Annotated in this window: 17 protein-coding genes; 10 read left to right on the top strand and 7 right to left on the bottom strand. The window is 53.3% G+C overall.

Annotated elements, in window-relative coordinates; translation table 11 throughout:
* Positions 1 to 23: 23 nt before the first annotated feature.
* On the bottom strand, positions 24 to 1,286 hold the full coding sequence (locus AB1F12_RS02310; RefSeq protein WP_368186284.1) for a helix-turn-helix domain-containing protein: 1,263 nt from the start codon (positions 1,284 to 1,286) through the stop codon (positions 24 to 26).
* Positions 1,287 to 1,354: 68 nt separating this feature from the next.
* On the opposite strand from AB1F12_RS02310, the gene AB1F12_RS02305 reads away from it, so the two are divergent.
* Together AB1F12_RS02305 and AB1F12_RS02300 are read left to right on the top strand one after the other, a co-directional pair.
* Complete coding sequence (locus AB1F12_RS02305; protein WP_368186283.1) at positions 1,355 to 2,050, top strand: hypothetical protein; 696 nt, start codon at positions 1,355 to 1,357, stop codon at positions 2,048 to 2,050.
* Between the two features lie 122 nt (positions 2,051 to 2,172).
* Entirely contained in the window at positions 2,173 to 3,003 is an 831-nt protein-coding gene (locus tag AB1F12_RS02300; protein WP_368186281.1) for a MipA/OmpV family protein, read from the top strand.
* Between the two features lie 604 nt (positions 3,004 to 3,607).
* Here the strand turns inward: AB1F12_RS02300 and AB1F12_RS02295 are convergent.
* Entirely contained in the window at positions 3,608 to 4,489 is an 882-nt protein-coding gene (locus AB1F12_RS02295; RefSeq protein ID WP_368186280.1) for an SDR family oxidoreductase, read from the bottom strand.
* A gap of 119 nt (positions 4,490 to 4,608) precedes the next feature.
* On the opposite strand from AB1F12_RS02295, the gene AB1F12_RS02290 reads away from it, so the two are divergent.
* A complete protein-coding gene (locus AB1F12_RS02290; protein WP_368186279.1) occupies positions 4,609 to 5,505 on the top strand; it encodes a LysR family transcriptional regulator in 897 nt (298 codons plus the stop codon).
* A gap of 58 nt (positions 5,506 to 5,563) precedes the next feature.
* On the opposite strand, the gene AB1F12_RS02285 is transcribed toward AB1F12_RS02290, so the two are convergent.
* Positions 5,564 to 6,172 carry a TetR/AcrR family transcriptional regulator gene (locus tag AB1F12_RS02285; RefSeq protein ID WP_368186278.1) on the bottom strand — a complete coding sequence of 203 codons (609 nt, stop codon included), beginning with the start codon at positions 6,170 to 6,172 and terminating at the stop codon, positions 5,564 to 5,566.
* Positions 6,173 to 6,287: 115 nt separating this feature from the next.
* Between AB1F12_RS02285 and AB1F12_RS02280 the strand changes: the two genes are divergently transcribed.
* The 7 genes from AB1F12_RS02280 to AB1F12_RS02250 all read left to right on the top strand — a co-directional run bounded on the left by AB1F12_RS02280 (position 6,288) and on the right by AB1F12_RS02250 (position 13,363).
* Positions 6,288 to 7,298 carry an NAD-dependent epimerase/dehydratase family protein gene (locus AB1F12_RS02280; RefSeq protein ID WP_368186277.1) on the top strand — a complete coding sequence of 337 codons (1,011 nt, stop codon included), beginning with the start codon at positions 6,288 to 6,290 and terminating at the stop codon, positions 7,296 to 7,298.
* Positions 7,299 to 7,418: 120 nt separating this feature from the next.
* Positions 7,419 to 8,294, top strand: coding sequence for a haloalkane dehalogenase (locus AB1F12_RS02275; RefSeq protein WP_368186276.1), 876 nt, complete (start codon positions 7,419 to 7,421; stop codon positions 8,292 to 8,294).
* A 22-nt stretch (positions 8,295 to 8,316) separates the two neighbouring features.
* Positions 8,317 to 8,760 carry a hypothetical protein gene (locus AB1F12_RS02270; RefSeq protein WP_368186275.1) on the top strand — a complete coding sequence of 148 codons (444 nt, stop codon included), beginning with the start codon at positions 8,317 to 8,319 and terminating at the stop codon, positions 8,758 to 8,760.
* A 110-nt stretch (positions 8,761 to 8,870) separates the two neighbouring features.
* Positions 8,871 to 9,260: a hypothetical protein gene (locus AB1F12_RS02265; RefSeq protein ID WP_368186274.1), complete on the top strand. Its 390-nt coding sequence runs from the start codon at positions 8,871 to 8,873 to the stop codon at positions 9,258 to 9,260.
* A 409-nt stretch (positions 9,261 to 9,669) separates the two neighbouring features.
* Complete coding sequence (locus AB1F12_RS02260; protein WP_368186273.1) at positions 9,670 to 10,134, top strand: (2Fe-2S)-binding protein; 465 nt, start codon at positions 9,670 to 9,672, stop codon at positions 10,132 to 10,134.
* A 3-nt stretch (positions 10,135 to 10,137) separates the two neighbouring features.
* The gene (locus tag AB1F12_RS02255) at positions 10,138 to 12,321 is read left to right on the top strand and encodes a molybdopterin cofactor-binding domain-containing protein (protein WP_368186271.1); all 2,184 of its coding nucleotides are present in this window, start codon (positions 10,138 to 10,140) and stop codon (positions 12,319 to 12,321) included.
* Between the two features lie 109 nt (positions 12,322 to 12,430).
* Positions 12,431 to 13,363, top strand: a complete 933-nt coding sequence (locus AB1F12_RS02250) for an XdhC family protein (protein ID WP_368186269.1) — start codon at positions 12,431 to 12,433, stop codon at positions 13,361 to 13,363.
* 189 nt (positions 13,364 to 13,552) lie between these two features.
* Here AB1F12_RS02250 and AB1F12_RS02245 read toward each other — a convergent pair whose 3' ends face one another.
* From AB1F12_RS02245 to AB1F12_RS02230, 4 genes are read right to left on the bottom strand one after another with little or no spacing between them, the layout of a single operon-like run.
* A complete protein-coding gene (locus tag AB1F12_RS02245; RefSeq protein WP_368186268.1) occupies positions 13,553 to 14,437 on the bottom strand; it encodes a VOC family protein in 885 nt (294 codons plus the stop codon).
* Positions 14,434 to 15,165 (bottom strand): serine acetyltransferase, encoded by a 732-nt coding sequence (locus AB1F12_RS02240; RefSeq protein WP_368186267.1) that lies wholly within the window; start codon positions 15,163 to 15,165, stop codon positions 14,434 to 14,436. The genes AB1F12_RS02245 and AB1F12_RS02240 overlap by 4 nt, the downstream gene beginning before the upstream one ends.
* 11 nt (positions 15,166 to 15,176) lie before the next feature.
* Positions 15,177 to 16,685, bottom strand: coding sequence for an aldehyde dehydrogenase family protein (locus AB1F12_RS02235; protein ID WP_368186266.1), 1,509 nt, complete (start codon positions 16,683 to 16,685; stop codon positions 15,177 to 15,179).
* A 1-nt stretch (position 16,686) separates the two neighbouring features.
* Positions 16,687 to 17,505 (bottom strand): NAD(P)-dependent oxidoreductase, encoded by an 819-nt coding sequence (locus AB1F12_RS02230; protein ID WP_368186264.1) that lies wholly within the window; start codon positions 17,503 to 17,505, stop codon positions 16,687 to 16,689.
* Positions 17,506 to 17,567 lie beyond the last annotated feature (62 nt).

Below are 17,567 nucleotides of genomic sequence, written 5' to 3'. Positions count from 1 at the left end.
CAGACGTGCAGCCACCTGCCCATTTAGGCCGTGCTGGCAATCGCTTCTCGGTAGGATTTGGGGGTCATCCCGGTTTCCCGTTTAAACGCCTTGTAGAATGTTGAACGCGAATTAAATCCGACATCCAAACTGACCGTCAACGTCGATGCCGCCCCTTCTAGGATGAGCGGTTTGGCGGCCTCAATCCGGTGATGGGCGATATAATCAAAGAATGTCGATCCGATCTGTTCATTGAGCGTCTGAGACACCTGATTGGGCAATGCCCCCACGTGACGTGACAATTTTTGCAACGACAGATTGGGATCAAGATACAGCGCATCCTTTGCCATGGCCGATGTGATCCGCATGGCAAGCTGTTCGGCATGCGTCGCCGTCAGGGCAGATCGCGCATATTTTGCCTCTGACGTGCCGTTTGGCTCATTGGGCTCATTAGGTTCGTCGGGCTGTTCGGGCGCTGTTTCAGGGGGGGTGATCGACGCAAAGGCCATGACAAACAGCAACAGACACCCGGTTAAACTGTACATCAGTTCTTCTACGAGGACCCAATCAAACCCGGTATTGTGCGCAACAAACGTGACCGCAGTGACGGCCCATAACGTGACGATGGAAATGACAAACCAGTCAAGCCACCACAATTCGCGGTCCTCAAGATTGGAATAAAGAGACCGCAGCTTTACCCGATAGGCGCGCAATCTTTTGAGGGTTGCGACGAGATAAACAAACGATGACACCACCCAACAGAAAATCAGAACAAAGGTTGCCAAAACCAGCGTTGAGGGCATGAAGCCATCCGGCAGCTCGCCCTCAATGAACATCATTTTTTGCGCATCGGCGGGCTGAAACCAGTAGCCGATCATCACCAAACTGCCAACAATCGGCAAAATGGCGTGCCGTCTGTGAATGGCCAGCGATTGCAGTTCGGTTGTCTTTGAGGACACGTAATAAAACACAGTCGGCGGCAGAATTAGCAGCAGTTCCATCACAACCGGCAGGTAAAATCCGTACATGGATGGGGCGAACTTAAACACGAGCGGCGTTGCAACGATGCCGCCTAAAACACCAAACACCAGCGTGAGAAACAGACGCGCAAACCTGTCCTGCGGGCTGCGTATCGCGGACATCGCCCCGGCCAGAGCAATGCCCAAACAGGCAGCAGAGATGGCTATGGCTCCGTCGGTAAACATACCGATTGATAGGCGCAATTCTGCGTCGGCATCAACGTGAAAAACGTCCCGGAATGTGTGCGAATAATTGTACGCGCCGTCCCGCGCGGACGACAGGGGCAATATTTATAGCCAAACAGGGTTCAAATTCACGGCCAATCAACATTCGGCCACAACGATAGAGAACCCCAATGATTGTATTCGTCACATTCACCACCTTTGCACATATCACATCCGGAGCCATCGCCGTCGTGATGGGCGCCGTCACATTCGCCGTCCGTAAAGGGGCCAGAAACCACATCAATGCCGGTCGCATCTTTACCGTGGCCATGGCGCTGTCTTCCTTCCTTGGCGCGATGCTGGGCCTGATTAAGTTTGACAGCTTTTTCATCACGTTTCACGCCGGGGTGCTGGGCGTGACCCTAGTGCTGAGCGGCTGGTTTCTGGCCAAGGCGCGGACCGGGCATCGCGGGGCTTTGTTCATGACCATCAGCTTTGTGAACTTCGCCAACACGCTGGGTTTGGTCACAGCCGGGTTTTGCGCCCAAACATTGCCGGATCAGATTTTGCGAGGATTTGCCGCGGCGGACTACTTCTTCTTGGCAGGGATGGCGGGGGTTGCTTTGTTCAATGACATCCTCGTCCTGTTGCATAAAACCCTGTCTTACAAACACCGGATCGCACAGCATGTTTGGCGCATGTGTATCGGGTTTTTCATCGCGGCGGGGTCGGCCTTTACCGGACCGGGCGCTGATGCTTTTCCAGAAGTGATCCGCGACAGCGGCATTCTATCCCTGCCCGAACTGATCATCATCGTGCTGATGCTGTTTTGGCTGGTTCGCATCCTGTTTACCAAATCACGCCGCCCGCAGATGGCCGGGGTTTGAACCTGCGCCCTATCGGCCAGCCCGCTAAATCCACCCAAATCATCCCTCACCCTAATGGCTCACCTCTCTGAGCCGCAAAAATTACTCAATGCGCGAAACACGCGCCGAACAAAGAGAAAACCATGAAAACGATCCTAACAATCGCCGCGACATCCCTGATCCTTCAAGCTGTCAGCGTCGCAGCACAAGACGCCGCCGAAGACACCTTTGCCGGGCATGACATCTATTTCACCGTTTCGGGGGGCATCGTGTCAGCGCCAACCTTCCTTGGCAGTGGTGAAACATCGACCTACGCGCTGCCTGATATTTCTGTTTCCGTCGGCGACCGTCTGAACATTTCTCTGCTCGATGGGGTGTCGTATGATTTCTACAAAGACGACAATCTGACCGCCGGTGCGATTTTGACCTATGATGCTGGCCGCGAAGACACCCCACCCAGCCACGCATTGGTTCTGTCCAACGGTGCACGTTCTGAAATCGAAGGGTTGGGCGACATTGATGAAACCGCCGAAATCGGTGGATATTTCGAATACACCCACGGAAACCTGCAAGCCAGACTTGCGGTGCGCAAAGGCATCGATGGGGGACATGACGGGTTCGTTGGCGACGTTGATGTCAACTATAACGCCCCGGTTGACCTGTTTGGCAAACAATCGGTCATATCGTTTGGCCCATCGGCCAGTTTCGCCGATGACAGCTACACGAGCACATTCTTTGATGTCTCAGCGGATCAATCAGCCGCATCTGGGATCAGCGAATATGATGCAGGTGGCGGTATCATGTCATACGGCCTGAATGCATCGGCTTATGTTCCTCTGAATCAGAATGTCGCGCTTGTTGGCTTTGCTTCGTTTGACCAGCTCGCCGGTGACGTGCGCAATTCATCGATCGTGCAGGAACGCGGGTCCGAAACGCAAACGACGTCTGGATTGGTGATCAGCTATACCTATTAAGGGCGTGAAACCCATCGCTGGCAACGTCTGCGTTTAGCAGATTGTTGCCAGTCGCAGGTGACGGAGATGCCCCGTCAGCAAAGGCGCCATGCACCAGCACAACGGTTTTTGTGGTGTCGCCAAACGCAGCCAAGCCCCGTGTGGATTTGGATGTCGACGAACGCCTCCAACAGGAATTGATCACATTGCAGGAACTGGATGGGTTTACGCGCCGAAACCTCTCTTGATGCGCATCTAAGCGGTCGTTTTTGAGCCAGAAAAATCCGCCACACCTTCTGTCTAATTTTCACAATTAAGTCAAAGCCTGATGTCGCCATTTTGAACACAAAAACACCATGAAATTAAGACCCTAGCTGCACGCAATGGTCCGGGCGACGGACGAAAATTCCCGGCGCTAAGGTCTCTGGGCGTTCTTGCTAATACCAGAGGTAATCGGATTTCCGTTCAACATGCCATGCAATCCAAACTCAACAAGCCTCGAGCGTTGTTGGGGTAGCTTGTCTAGGTTTTCCTCTGGTCCATAAAGGGCGCCCCCGCCCTGTAAGTTCAGAGATTTTCGGGCCGACCCAAACGGGATCGGCCCGATATATTACGACCGCAGCACTTACATATCAGCTTCAATCGCATCTTTGTTGATCACATGCGCCAGCTCTTGAGCGAAGTCCTCAAAAGAGCGCGCCGGACGGCCAAGGATGGCTTCGACATTGTTGGTAACTGACGCGTAATCAGCAATTGCGAACCATTCGGACGCCTCCGCCAGCATTTTGGAAGTCCAAGCATCCAATCCGGCACCATTGAGTGCGCCTTCGAATGCGTCTTTGGGTACGTTGACAAAACTCACCTCTTTTCCGGACGCTTGCGAGATCGCCTTTGCCTGCTCTGCAGAGGTCAATGCCGAAGGTCCGGTCAACGGGTAAATCTTTTGAGAGTGACCTTCGTTTGTCAGGACTTCGACGGCGACAGCGGCGACATCATGAATGTCAATGTTGCTGTAAGCCTTGTCACCCAACGGGCCGTAAAATGCGCCTTCTGCCTGAATGGATGGCACGCTGCCATAAAAGTTCTGGTAGAAACTATTTGCACCCAGGATGGTGTAGTCGACACCGGAATCTACGATCATCTGATCGGTTTCGGCGTGGTCGCGGATCAGATCAGATGTTGCGTCCAGCCTTGGGTTCAAACCAGATTGTTTTACAATGCGCTGAACGCCCGCTTCCTTGGCTGCCGCAATAACATTTTCTGTCCACGGCACCATATTCGGGCTGATCGGCATGACAAAATAGATGGTTTCAACACCAGCCATTGCAGCGCTCAGGCTGGCTTGATCGTCATAGTTTGCAACGCGGGATTGAGATGCCTCAAGGCCCAGACCGTCGCTCTTGCCTTCTTTTGAGACGGCAACGCCAAAATTGGCTTGTTTCTCTTTCAGCTGGTTCACGATCAGCGACCCTGTGTTACCGGTCGCGCCAAATACGAGAATATCCATCGTGCAGTTCCTTGAATGTTGCGGCCTTGCCGCGTTTCGATTTCTGCAGATATAGCTTGTCCCGTTTGCTTGGATTAGTTAGTGGATTTGGAATTAATCATCCCACTTTTCGGGCCAATATGAAACAGATCGAAGCTTTGAAAGTATTTGTTGAGGTGGTGCGGCACGGGAGTTTTGCCGAAGCCGCCAGACATCTGAACCAGCCAACAACAACTGTGAGCCGCAAGATCAAGTCGCTTGAAGACGAGTTAGGTGTGCTTCTTTTATATAGAACAACCAGAAGCCAGTCTTTGACCGAGGCCGGTGAGGCCATTCTTCCAAAGGCCGAAGCGGTGTTGGCATCATTGCACGAGCTGACAGATTCCGCGGCGGACAAAACACATTCACCCAAGGGCGTGCTCAGTGTCTCTGGGCCCGCTACGGTGCTGAAAAATTTTTCATCTGAATTCGCGCGGTTTCAACGCACCTACCCTGACATAAGCTTGCGCTTCGAAGGAACAGGCCGATATCAAAACCTCATTGATGACCGCATTGATTTTGCCTTTCGGGTTGGCCCGCTCGCGGATTCGTCAGTCGTCGCCCGCCGGATTCGAACCATGTCAAATTTTGTCGTCGCGAGCCCATCATTTCTCGAAGGCAAATCGATGCCAAGCCATCCAATGGATCTCGCAAGCTGGCCCTGCATCCGGTCCCACATTGCAGGATTTGAAACACCTTGGGTCTTTTCACATACGAATGAGGGAACTCTTCAGGTGCAACCAAGTGGTAACATTGCAAGTGATGACCTGACCTTGTGTCTGGAAATGGCGCTGGAAGGAATGGGCCTGGCCTATCTCTCGGATCATTTGGTTGAACGCCGTTTAGAAGATCAATCGCTTGTCAGCTTGACGCTTGGAAATTGGGAACCCGTCTCAAGAGACTTGTTCCTTGTTTATCAAGAAAAGACTTATCTGCCGCCAAAGTCCCGAGCGTTTATTGAGTTCTTTTCAAACAGCAAAACCTTGTTGCATGGCTGATCTCAAACAGCGCTATTCTAATGCCCTGTCTTCAGCTCCCCATCATTGAATAGTGCACTCACTGAAAAACAGAAAATGCCGTTCGTAAAAACATGTCTATTGCTAAAACTGGGGATTCACGTTTGATCAACACCATGGCGCTGGCGAGTTGCAAGTCGATATAGGCTGCGGCCTGAGTATCTGTCAGTGAGGTTGAAATCTCACCGTTCTTGCGCGCACGGGCAACCCAATTTTCATACTCCCGCAGGCTCTCTGCGCGATATTCTTCAATCGCATCAGCGGCCGCTTCGCCCATCTGCGCGCGCACAGTTGTCATGTCTTGCAAGAGGCATCCCCTTGGCGGGTTTGTTTCCGCCTGATGGGATAGAAGCAATTCTGACAAAGCGGTGACGTTGTCAGCGAAAGGCCTGTCAGCTTGGATTGCCTCATAAAGCGGAACCAAATTATGCTCACGATAGTTTTGTAGAACCGTTAGCTTCAAACCGTCTTCGTTGCCAAATTCCCGGTACAAACCTGGTTTCGAAACCCCGGCGCGCTTGCAAATCTCATTGACTGAGACATTTGTCACCCCCTCAACCCAAAAACTTTCTTTTGCGATTTCAATAAGATGATCGCGATCAAGCGTCTTTGGGCGGCCTCTGAGGGCGGTTTTTTGCTGAGCACACATATTCTTTTATACCATCCAGTACTTTATCATTGCCTTCCAGTTTGATACCACCTAGTACACTGCAAAGCAACTGAAGACAGTACGCCATTTTGGCGATTCTAAGAAAGAGTGACCGATGACGAAAACCGTATTATTAACCGGTATTTCCGGCTTTATTGGACTGCACTGCGCCAAAGAATTGCTGAGCCAAGGATACATTGTCCGCGGTTCGGTTCGCAGCAAAAGAAAAGAGCAGCAAGTGCGCGATACGCTGACGGCTACATCTGTTGATGTCTCAAACCTGACAATCGTCGAGCTGGATCTTGGCTCAGACAAAGGCTGGGACGAGGCCGCAACGGGCGCGGATTATATCATGCACGTGGCCTCGCCCTTTATCTCTGCGGCCCCCAAACACGAGGACGAGATCGTTGTCCCGGCGGTTCAGGGCACATTGCGCGCCATGCGTGCCGCCAAAAAGGCCGGTGTTCAGCGTGTCGTTTTGACCAGCTCTGCAGGCGCAATGTTCAGCAAGCTGACGGGCGAAATTGGCCCAAACGACTGGACTGATACCAACGCGCCAAAAATGAGCGCCTATCTCAAGAGCAAGACACTTGCCGAGCGCGCCGCCTGGGATTTCATCAAAAACGAAGCCGCCGGAACCGATCTGGAGCTGACCGTCATTGCGCCCGGTGCCACATTTGGGCCGCCTGTGGGGGATGATTTCTCGGGCGAGGCCCTGTCCTCGATCGCGCGTATGCTGAGCGGTAAAATGCCAATGGTCCCAAAGGTTGCCATGCCTATGGGGGATGTGCGCGACGTTGCAGCCCTGCATGTCAAAGCGCTGGAAACACCCGAAGCGGCAGGCCTAAGGTTCCTTGTCGCCGACGCACCAGCCAGAAGTTTTCGAGATGTTGCACAGATGTTGAAGGACGGAGGATATACGGGTCCAAGCACCCGCCTTGCCCCCAATTTTCTTATGCGCATCATCGCGATTTTCGACAATGAAGCTCGCGGTATGGTGGGATGGCTTGGCCTGAACCTGAGCGGTGATAATTCAGCGACGCGCAAAACGTTTGGCTGGGCGCCTATGCCGTTCAAAAAGACGCTGTCTGAAACGGCCGCGAAAATCTCAGCGTTGCAATCCTAAGCCGGGGCAACCTGAACCTGATCACAGTAAAATGCGGGGCGCGCCGATATAGTTGGGCGTCTCGGTAGAACAGGCCGTGTGCCTGAACGCTTCTCCATTTCCATCACACGAGGAACACCCATGTCCAGCTTTCGGGATAGAAAGAAATTCGCAACCGTCTTTGGCAACCAGATGGCCTATATCGAAGAAGGTGAAGGCGACCCGATCGTCTTTTTGCACGGCAATCCGACATCGTCATATCTATGGCGCAACATCATGCCATATCTTGCGGGCAAAGGCCGCCTGATCGCACCCGATCTGATTGGGATGGGCGACAGTGACAAACTCGAAAACAGCGGCCCGGATCGGTACACCTATGCCGAACAGCGCAAATACTTATTTGCATTGCTCCAACAGCTGGACGTAACCGAAAACGTGACGCTGGTGCTGCATGATTGGGGCTCGTCGCTTGGCTTTGACTGGGCCAGCAAAAACGAAAGCGCCCTGAAAGGCATCGCCTTTATGGAAGCGGCTGTGAAAGCGTTGCAAAACTGGGATTCGTTTTCGGATGAAGGCCGAGCGTTGTTCGAAGGGTTCCGGTCCCCAGCAGGCGAAGAAATGGTTCTGGAAAACAATATCTTTGTCGAAGGGTTCATCCCTGCAGCGGTTCTGCGCGACATGAGCGAAGAAGACCTGAACGAGTATCGCCGCCCGTTTCTGAATGCGGGTGAGGACCGTCGTCCCATGCTCACCTTTCCTCGGCAGATCCCGATTGCTGGTGACCCAGCAGACGTGGCTGCGGTGGTCGACGCCTATTCCGAATGGCTGGGAAAAACAGACATTCCCAAGCTGTTCGTAAACGCCGAGCCAGGTATCATCCTGACAGGAGAGCTTCGCGATTTTGCCCGGAGCCTGTCGAATGTGAGCGAAGTAACGGTTCCCGGACTTCATTACATTCAAGAAGATTCACCCGATGAAATTGGCGCCGCCATTCGCGATTGGCTCGATACGATTTAGCCCAAACCAAGGTGGCCTAGTCATGGTGGGATGGCGCGAACAGCAAGCCATTCCGCCAGCACATTTCAGCGTTGAACGCGGCCACAATCCCCCCTTCTCTTATTCCTCTGACGTTAAGGATCACACCGTGACGACGTGTTTTCGCGACAAGAAAAAATTTGCATCTGTTCTTGTCAGCCCAATGGCCTTTATCGAAGAAAGCGACCCGATCGTTTTTCTGCTCGGCAACCTGACATCGCCCCATCTGTGGCGCAATGCCATGTCCAACCTATCGGGCAGAGGCCACCCGATTGCGTCTGATGTGATCAGTACGGACGGCATCGACAGTCTCGAAAGCCATGGCCCGGATCGTCACTCTGTCACCGTGCACCGTAAATATCTGTTTAAACTACTCGATCAACTCGGGTTGGAGGAAAACCTCACATCGGCTTTGCAGGATTGGGGTTCGGTGCTTGGCGTTGGCTAGGTGCGTCGTGGTCCATGACCCACAACGTGAATTCGTTTGCACATTCCCCGCCGACCAAAGTTTCCCCAGTTGGACTGACCCACAACCCTACCCCCAAATAAGAGAGAAAAATGCTTAAAATTGCAGTCATCGTCCTAGCCGCGTTGAACATGGTTTTGTTTGCGCCCACCATCATCGCTACAGCGATCCAGAACCCGACACCCGAAAGCTTTTCAATTTCCTTTGCGCTGGCTGGGTTCTTGATCATGACGTCTGCCCTGCTTGTTTGGGCGTCCCGTAACTTTCCTGCGCGCGCGCCCGTCCTGTTCTGGAACGGAATGGTTCGCGTTTTTGCGTCTTGTGCAACGGTGTATGCGATCAGCGTTAACATCGAAGATGCCGCGCGCTATGCCTTTGTGGCCTTTGATCTGACCGCAGGGATCATTTTAATTATTGGCGCGATCAAGACATCCCCACATTCGTTCTGGGCGCTTTTGCTGTGGCGTGTTGGTGCGCCCTAAAGCGGCCGGTTAATCGCCCATAACAGATGGCTTGTCGCGGGGGCATTTTTTCCCCTGCGCTCTGTCAATCTGCCTGCGACGTCAACAAAAAGTAATGCGTCATTATCAAGCCGTCATCTCTTTGAAACCGTGTCGGTAACAACTTGTTAAGTTGTAAGCTTTGTGCAGGCCCGGACCTTTGTCTACGGCACGAATATCGGTTTTATTCCGGTCGGTATTTTATACTTGCCTTACTATTTAATACCATATAGTACGAAATTATCCAATACAGAGAAACCCACAGAAAATAGCTGTCGGCACCTGCCCAACAGGCCATGCCGCTATGCCGCAATCAATCCAAAGACGCTGATGAACCCGAAGTCGGGTTTCCATCAACGCAAAAGTATCAAACCTAAACTGGAGAAACCGAATGACGCTTTCAATAAAGGTAAACGGAGAACAGCGCTCTGTTGATGCAGCCCCCGGAACGCCGCTCTTGTGGGTGCTGCGGGATGAGCTGAAAATGACAGGCACCAAATTCGGGTGCGGGGTCGCGGCCTGCGGCGCTTGTACCGTCCATATTGACGGACAGCCGACGCGGTCGTGCCAGACCTTTGTCGAAGACATTCAGGACGCCGAAATCACGACGATCGAAGCCATGGAAAACTCTACCGTTGGCGCTGCTGTTCAACAGGCGTGGAAAGAGCTTGATGTTGTGCAATGCGGATATTGCCAGTCCGGCCAAATCATGTCCGCGGTTGGTCTGTTGACGGAAAATGCAAATCCCTCTGCCGAAGACATCGACGATTACATGTACGGCAACGCCTGTCGCTGCGCGACGTATCAACGCATTCGCAGTGGCGTTCAACGCGCTGCAGAAATCCTGGAGGGTTAATTTATGACCATCGAAACATCGCGCCGCAATTTTCTAAAGGGTGCCAGCGCATCTGTGGCCGTTCTTGCCTTTGGTGCAACACCAAACGGGGGCTTGGCCTCATCACCTGTGCAATCCAGCAACATCACCCCGTTCGTCAAGATCCACGCAGACGGTACCGTTACGGCGATTATCAAGCACTTTGAAGGCGGACAGGGTGCAGCGACAGGCCTGTCCACATTGATTGCCGAAGAAATGAACATGGAGCTGGCAGACATTCAGTTTGAAACAGCGCCGGCGGACATAAATGTATACAGCAACCTGTTTTTTGGGTTCCAAGGGACCGGTGGCTCAACCGCGCTGGCGAATTCGTTCATGCAGTATCGCACAGCGGGCGCAGCCGCGCGTGAAGTGATGTTGCAAGCCGCGGCCATAGATTGGGGTGTAAACGCCAGTGAACTGGTTCTCAAAGATGGCGTTATTTCTGGAGCCGGAAAAACAGGCTCCATTGGCGAATTCTTGTCTACAGCGGCTGGCATTGAGGTTCCAGCAAAGCCTACTCTGAAGGCCCCCGAAGAGTGGACCCAGATCGGAAACCCGCAAAAAAATCGGTTGGATAGCAGCGCAAAGATTAACGGCCAAGCGGTCTTTGGGATGGACATTCAGCTGGACAACCAGATGGTTGTTGCGGTCAAACGCATGCCAAAGTTAGGCAGCGTCGTGAGTTCGTTTGACGACACTGCATCCAAAGACGTTCCCGGATTTATCATGGCCAAAGCGTTGCCAAACGGGAAAGGCGTTGTTGCCTATGCAGAAAACACTTGGGCGGCATTTCAGGCACGGGACGCCCTGAACGTGGTCTGGGACGACACGAATGCAGAAAGCCGCAGCAGCGCGGACATCAAAGAAGAGCTTTTGGCTGCTGTGAATACTGCGCCTCGGTATCAGGGAACAGAAGTCACCCTGGACGCAGCAAACGCGGCGATTGATGGCGCAAAAACAGTTGTCGAACGCGAGTTTTATTTCCCTCTGCTGGCGCAGGCGCCTATGGAACCATTGTCCGCGACCATCGCTCCGACGGAAGATGGGGGCGTGATCATGTATGATGGTACGCAGAACCAGACAGGTGATCACCAGTTGATGCATCAGATCCTCGGCCTGCCGATGGAGAAAATTCAAGTCAAAACGATCTATGCCGGGGGTTTTTTCGGTCGCCGCTTTACCATCGATATGGACTACGCAACCGAAGTCACACTGGCCTATTCCATGACGGATGGGACACGTCCGGTGAAACTGGCTTGGTCACGCGAAGATGACATCACAGGTGGCTGGTACCGCCCTGCCTTTGTACACAAAGCGCGTATTGGTCTGGACGAAGATGGCAAAATCATCGGTTGGGATCATCGGGTTGCAGGGCATGCAATTGCCAAAGACGGCCTTTTCAAGGATTTCTTTGTGCGCGATGACGTTGACCATTCTTCCATCGAAGGTACGGCACATTCTGTTTATGCCATTCCTGAAATGCACGTGGGATTGACGGACGCCGGGAAATCAACAACCGCCACCTATTGGCGGTCGGTGGGTCACAATCACAACGCTTATGTGACGGAAACCATGATGGATGTTGCGGCGGCGGCAGCGGGTCAAGATCCTGTCACCTTCCGCCTCGCCCATCTGAACTCGGATTCAGCGGATCATCAGCGCAAGGCACATGTCCTGCGTGAGGTCGCTGAAAAAGCCGGGATCGGCCAAGATCTGCCAGAGGGCCACTATCATGGCGTTGCGGTTCACAAATCATTTGGCACCTTTTGTGCCCAGGTTTGCGAAATCTCGATCAATGACCGCGACTATGTTCAGATTGAAAAATACACAGCCGTTGTCGATTGTGGCGTTGCTGTGAACCCTGACGTGGTCAAGGCGCAGGTCGAAGGCGGCATCGGATATGGCGTCGGGCACATCATGCGCGATGAGATCACTCTGGAAGACGGCGCTGTCGTGCAGCAAAACTTCCCGGATTACGAACCGCTGCGGATCACCGACATCAAAGCGATTGACGTGCATGTTGTGAAATCCAACGAAGCCCCCAGCGGCATTGGCGAGCCCGGCTTGCCACCTGCGGGCCCTGCATTGGGGAACGCGATCGCGGCGTCAGGACGCCCTGCGATCACGCATCTGCCTATGATCTACAACGGCGTTGATTTCGTTTAAGAAAACTCTGCGTTGTCCGCAAAATAGCGGGCAACGCCTTGCCTGTAATTCATGCGAAATGTGACCTGTCTTTCGGCCGATCACCATACGCAGCAAAGGTGATTTCCCAATGTTAATGACATCCTCTTTCGATATGGCCGCAAGCCGTGACGCAATAACTGAGACCCTTCGCTACGAAGGAGCAGCGGCGCTAGCGATCATTATTGGGATCGAAGGCCCGTCTTATCGTCCATTGGGCGCCATGATGGCCATTCTGGATGACGGCACACGTATCGGGACCCTGTCTTCGGGCTGTATCGAGTCTGATATTGCCCAGCATGCTCTCAAAACGCTCGAAACCGGTGACCCGGTCAGCATTCGCTATGGACATGGGTCCCCCTTTTTCGACATCCAGCTGCCCTGCGGGGGCGGTCTGGATATTCTGATTGTGCCGCGTCCCAGCAAAACAGTGTTACAGCAGCTAGAGCAGAAACGTAGTTTGCGTGTTCCCAGCACCTTGGAAATCGACGTTACGACGGCGGAAATGGCCCTGTCAGAAACCTCCGTCACCGAGCTGGCCGATGGGGTGTTCAAAGCGCATTTCCAACCTGACATGCGGTTTCTGATCTTCGGAAAAGGCCCCGAGGCCAGCACTTTTTCGGCTCTGGTAACCTCAAGCGGGTATCCTAATCTGTTGCTGTCGCCAGATATTGAAACCTTACAAGAAGCGGAACGCTTTGGTGGGAAAACCGTGCATCTGACCCAAAAATCAATCCCAGATGATGTGAAAATAGACCCAAGAACCGCGGTCATTTTGTTTTTCCACGACCACGATTGGGAACCGGGGATTCTGGCCGATGCTTTGACGTCCGATGCGTTTTACATTGGCGCACAGGGCAGCAAACGAGCGCGGGATTCGCGACTGTTGGAATTGGAAAGACTGGGATTACGCCCACAAGACCGTGCCAGATTGTTCGGACCGGTTGGTTTGATTGCGTCGGCGCGGGATGCAAGAACACTCGCGGTTTCTACGCTTGCTGAAATTCTGGCACAAGCCGCATAGGTGCTATGACCCCAGTTGGCAGGCCCATTAAACGTCTCTGCAATTGTGGTTATATTTTCTTTGGAACAACACGATGGTTCGCAAACCGGTACTCCGTAATGTGTCAAAAACTACAAACATCACCACACGGTCATTGCTTCTTTGATGAACTTAACAGCGCGGTTCTCGGATCTTTCTTCACAACCAACCTTACTGACGTTCAAAGAAGCGCATGATTGTATTGGCGGTGAGGGATTGGTCGGACAACGCGACTCCGTTTTCGACCATACGATACGCGATCTCACTCTCGTTAATATAAGTCATCAAAGCATTCAGGTCGCCGGTTGTGAAATCCATTCCAGCAATGCTTGGGCTGTCTTCCTTGCGCATTTCATCGGTAAGGGGCCCTATGTCTTTTTCAAAGGCATCTGCGCTTTGAACCATCAGCCACCCATTGGCTGTCTGATATTGAAAGCCGCCGTTCAAAACCTCAAAACGATTGTATAAGCCACAAAATTGGGCCTTGAGGGCCGTGTGGTGCTGTTCAGGTGCAACCACATTGACCCCACAAATGCCGTTTACGGCGTTGGGGTGCATTAACCATTCGAGCACATAGATAAGGTCGGGACGATGTTGTTGGCACAGAAAAAGCGACAATCGTGGAAATTTTGTATCGGGTAATAGTGCCAGCGTGGTTTTGGTGCGCCCTTCGGTACCGTCAGGCAGGATCACATCGCGGCCAAATTCTAGATGCCCTGCGACGACCAGACCTGCATTTTGTGCATGTTTGGCATCCTCAACCGCATTGGTGCTGTGCAGCGCTGACAGGGCAACGCCTTCGCGGGTATTCAAGTGTTCATGGATATGCCGTCCGAACCGAAAATCCCCTGCGGGCACTGCGTCAAGTAGCGTGTCATCATAGATGCCCATGATTTCAAGTAGACAACCGTCAAACATCGCAAGGCTCGTACTTGTCCCCCACGGGTGCTTGCCGATGGCCGTCATGTTAAAGCCCAAAGAAATCAGCAAGTCACGCAACGCATCAATATCGTGGGTCGCCAGCAGTGGGTGATCGATTCCAAAAGAAGCGTTCATGAAGAAGGTTCACTTGTCTGAGTAAAACTGACGCGGGCCGGGCCCCGAATGCTGGCCTTTGATCCAACGGCAACCATGCCTTTGGGAATGTCGTCCACGACAATGGAACCAGCAGCGATATTGGCGTGGGCCCCGATGGTGATACCCCCCAATAGGACGGCGCCTGCACCAATTACAGCCCCCCTACCAACATGAGGATGTCGCCGCGCGCCGCTGTCATTCAGGGTGCTGCCTAAGGTGACGTTGTGCCAGATCGAAACGTCTTCGCCGATCACAGATGTCTCACCGACAACAAAGCCTAAGCCATGATCAAGCCACAGCCCAGCGCCGATCTGCGCGGCTGGGTGAATGTCGGTCGCGAATGCCCGACCGCACCTCGCCTTGGTCGCGAGGGCGAGATGTGTGTCACCGTCCATCCAAAGTTTATGGGCGACGCGGTGCGCCATGATGGCCTGCACACCGCGCGAAAATAGCAAGGTTGCAGATTGGCCGCCTGGTTCGAAATTACGACGTGCGGTTTCGGCAATGTCATAAAGGGTGGTTTCCACCAATTGGCTATCGGAAGCGTAAACCAACTGCACGACGTTCCCAATGGCATCGCTGTTGCAGATCTGACTGAACAAAGCCCCTGCCAATTGCGGAAAATCCTCAAAATCGCTGAGATTAAGCAGCTGTGCCAATTGAGGGTCATCGTTCAGTAATGCACGGACGTCATCAACCAGTTTCATCAGTTTACCCTTTAGGAAACATACCCGAATGCGATGCGTGGTTTGGGCGCGCTGTCAAGCCAGACGCTCTTGGCAGAGGTGTATTCCATCAACGCATCTGTGCCACTAGAGCGCCCAAAGCCAGAGCTAAGTGAACCACCAAAAGGCGAGGAGACATGGATCGCCTTGTAGCTGTTGATCCAAAACGTACCCGCACGCACAGCATCGGCCATTCGATGCGCCCGTCCCACGTCGGCCGTCCACACTGCACCCGCCAGTCCGAAATCAGTGGCGTTAGCGAGTTCGATTGCGTCGGATTCGTCTTCGAATGGGATCGCCGTAACAACAGGACCAAAGATTTCCTGCTGTGCGGCCTTTGTCCCATTGGACAATCCGGTCAGGATGGTAGGTGGGACAAAGTAACCCTGATCTTGGGTGTCAGAGCGTGTGAGGATCGAAGCGCCTTCGTTTTTGGCAAGTGCCACCATGTCGCTGACATGGGCAAACTGGCGGGCATTGCTGATGGGGCCAATTTCAGTGGCGTCATCCAGTGGGTCGCCCAGTTTGATGTTGTTCATGCCCTTAGACAGCATATCGACCAGTTCTGCGTGAACCGACTTATGCACAAGCAGACGTGATCCGGCCACACAACTTTGCCCTGCCCCAGAGAAGATCGCCGCCTGAGCGCCAAGGCATGCATGTTCCAGATTGGCATCATCAAAAACGATGTTCGCGGACTTGCCGCCAAGTTCTAGTACCGCTGGTTTCAACGCTTTGGCTGCTGCAACCGCAACCCGTTTGCCTGTCTCAGGCGAGCCAACAAAAACGACTTTGCGAACTGCCGCATGCGCGATTGCCGCCTGTCCAGATGTCGGACCTAATCCGCAAAGCACGTTAACCAAACCATCAGGCAAGCCCACGCTTTCGGCAAGTTTAACGAGGGCGACGGTTGTGATCGGAGTCAGTTCACTCGGTTTGATCACCACACCATTGCCGGTCGCAATCGCTGGTGCGATTTGCCATCCGGCGGTGAAAATCGGTGCGTTCCAAGGGGTGATCTGGAAGACAACACCCAGCGGTTCACGTTGCGTGTAATTCAGGTGACCAGACGGCACGGGGATAACCTCACCATGCAGCTTATCAGCCCATCCCGCATAATAGGCGAACATTTCCGCGACTTTCGCAACTTCGATCCGGCAGTCACGTATCGGCTTGCCAGCGACGATGGCCTCAATCGTGGCCAGCGGTTCCACATTGGCCAGAACAATGCCCACGATGTTTTGCATGACCTGACCACGAGCCGCCGCCGAGATACCCTTGGCCCAACCAACCTGCGCATTTTGAGCGGCTTCGCAGGCCTTTGTCGCCAGTGCTTCGCCTGCATCCGGATAAGTCAGCAAAACCTCTTCTGTGAAAGGATCAACCAGCTGAACGTCAGCTCCTGTTCCTTCAGTCAGAATGCCGTTGATCAGGCATTGGGGGTGCGAACCAAGCCCAAGTGCGGCCATTGCGTCCTGTAGTTTTTGCTTGCGATCTGACATGTCAAACCTCCTTCGCGTTGGTTTTGACAATGGCGTTAAAGTCGTCGCCGTCGGCGATGTCTGTTGACCCATTGAGCCAGATGTCAGCGATCTTTTCAAAACCGCTTAGATCAACATCCGTATTTTTCGCAAGATCAAGCGCGAGGCCTACATCTTTGCGCATCAATCCCATCGTAAATCCAGAATCAAAGGCGTCGTTCAGCACCCATTTGGGGAAATTGACCTCACTCACACCGCTGCGACCAGACCCTGCATTGATCCCTTCCAACAGATCTTCGGGTTTGACCCCCGCAGCTTGACCAAGACGGATCGCTTCGCCGACCAACACCAGATTGGCCGCGCACAGCATATTGTTCGCGATCTTGGCCGCATGGCCAGCGCCCGACCCACCGACCCTTACCGTCTTTGCGGTGAGCGCATCCAGGACAGGCCGCAACGTTTCAATCGCGTCAACGTCGCCGCCCAACAACATTGTCATCGTGCCGGCATTGGCCGCTGCTGGGCCACCACTGACTGGGCCATCAACAAAGACAAACCCATGTTCTGCCCCTTTGGCGGACATGGCTTGCGATGTTGCGGGCTCTGATGTTGAGGCATCCAAAATGACCGTTCCAACCTGAATATCAGGCAATATTTCGTCCATCACGGCCTCGACCACTGCCGCCTTGGGCAAAGAAAGAATGATCCCATCACAGGATTTGGCCAAGACGCCGGCAGAAGCGGTTGTCGTAGCCCCAAGGGCTGACATTTTTCCGCTATTCTCTGGACTTGGATCAAAGCAGGTTACGTCAAACCCGGTTTTGATCAGTTGGGTAGCCATGCCGCCCCCCATGTTTCCGCATCCAATAATTCCAAGCCGCATTGCCATTGGTCCTTTCGCGT

Origin of the sequence: Aestuariibius sp. HNIBRBA575 (assembly GCF_040932005.1) — a bacterium.
Lineage (GTDB): Bacteria > Pseudomonadota > Alphaproteobacteria > Rhodobacterales > Rhodobacteraceae > CANLNM01.
The sequence above is the reverse complement of the archived record's forward strand: the minus strand, read 5'-3'. Positions and strand labels throughout refer to the sequence as shown.

What these genes read in the sequence shown, in the direction of transcription:
- AB1F12_RS02235 (WP_368186266.1), bottom strand. Translation starts at nt 16,685, where the DNA reads ATGTCAGATCGCAAGCAAAAACTACAGGACGCAATGGCCGCACTTGGG.
- AB1F12_RS02265 (WP_368186274.1), top strand. Translation starts at nt 8,871, where the DNA reads ATGCTTAAAATTGCAGTCATCGTCCTAGCCGCGTTGAACATGGTTTTG.
- AB1F12_RS02240 (WP_368186267.1), bottom strand. Translation starts at nt 15,165, where the DNA reads ATGAAACTGGTTGATGACGTCCGTGCATTACTGAACGATGACCCTCAA.
- AB1F12_RS02250 (WP_368186269.1), top strand. Translation starts at nt 12,431, where the DNA reads ATGTTAATGACATCCTCTTTCGATATGGCCGCAAGCCGTGACGCAATA.
- AB1F12_RS02230 (WP_368186264.1), bottom strand. Translation starts at nt 17,505, where the DNA reads ATGGCTACCCAACTGATCAAAACCGGGTTTGACGTAACCTGCTTTGAT.
- AB1F12_RS02275 (WP_368186276.1), top strand. Translation starts at nt 7,419, where the DNA reads ATGTCCAGCTTTCGGGATAGAAAGAAATTCGCAACCGTCTTTGGCAAC.
- AB1F12_RS02270 (WP_368186275.1), top strand. Translation starts at nt 8,317, where the DNA reads ATGGTGGGATGGCGCGAACAGCAAGCCATTCCGCCAGCACATTTCAGC.
- AB1F12_RS02280 (WP_368186277.1), top strand. Translation starts at nt 6,288, where the DNA reads ATGACGAAAACCGTATTATTAACCGGTATTTCCGGCTTTATTGGACTG.
- AB1F12_RS02300 (WP_368186281.1), top strand. Translation starts at nt 2,173, where the DNA reads ATGAAAACGATCCTAACAATCGCCGCGACATCCCTGATCCTTCAAGCT.
- AB1F12_RS02245 (WP_368186268.1), bottom strand. Translation starts at nt 14,437, where the DNA reads ATGAACGCTTCTTTTGGAATCGATCACCCACTGCTGGCGACCCACGAT.
- AB1F12_RS02290 (WP_368186279.1), top strand. Translation starts at nt 4,609, where the DNA reads ATGAAACAGATCGAAGCTTTGAAAGTATTTGTTGAGGTGGTGCGGCAC.
- AB1F12_RS02255 (WP_368186271.1), top strand. Translation starts at nt 10,138, where the DNA reads ATGACCATCGAAACATCGCGCCGCAATTTTCTAAAGGGTGCCAGCGCA.
- AB1F12_RS02295 (WP_368186280.1), bottom strand. Translation starts at nt 4,489, where the DNA reads ATGGATATTCTCGTATTTGGCGCGACCGGTAACACAGGGTCGCTGATC.
- AB1F12_RS02260 (WP_368186273.1), top strand. Translation starts at nt 9,670, where the DNA reads ATGACGCTTTCAATAAAGGTAAACGGAGAACAGCGCTCTGTTGATGCA.
- AB1F12_RS02305 (WP_368186283.1), top strand. Translation starts at nt 1,355, where the DNA reads ATGATTGTATTCGTCACATTCACCACCTTTGCACATATCACATCCGGA.
- AB1F12_RS02285 (WP_368186278.1), bottom strand. Translation starts at nt 6,172, where the DNA reads ATGTGTGCTCAGCAAAAAACCGCCCTCAGAGGCCGCCCAAAGACGCTT.